At 77.4% G+C, this 239-nt stretch carries 1 protein-coding gene; it reads right to left on the bottom strand.

Annotated elements, in window-relative coordinates:
* A partial coding sequence (locus KVS71_RS18610; protein WP_217585276.1) for a hypothetical protein occupies positions 1-239 on the bottom strand: 239 nt, incomplete at both ends.

The raw sequence follows: 239 nt of genomic DNA, 5'->3' as shown, positions 1-239 counted from the left end.
ACCCGGGAGCCGAGGGGTGTGCCGTCGAGCGGTGCGAGGCGGCGGGCGGCCGCGCGGGCGGCGACCCGGCGCGGCTGGGTGACGATCCCGCGGCCGGTGCGGCGTGAGGCGAGGAGCGGCGGGACGAGCGTGGACTTGCCCGTACCTGGCGGCGCGGTCACGACCTCGGATCCGCTCGTGTCGAGGTCGGTGGAGAGGTCGTCGAGGGCGCCCGCGAAAGACAGACCGGCGCCGATGGC

This window comes from Microbacterium sp. GbtcB4 (assembly GCF_019091465.1).
In the GTDB taxonomy this organism is placed as follows: domain Bacteria; phylum Actinomycetota; class Actinomycetes; order Actinomycetales; family Microbacteriaceae; genus Microbacterium; species Microbacterium paraoxydans.
This window is presented reverse-complemented; position numbering and strand designations above follow the sequence as displayed.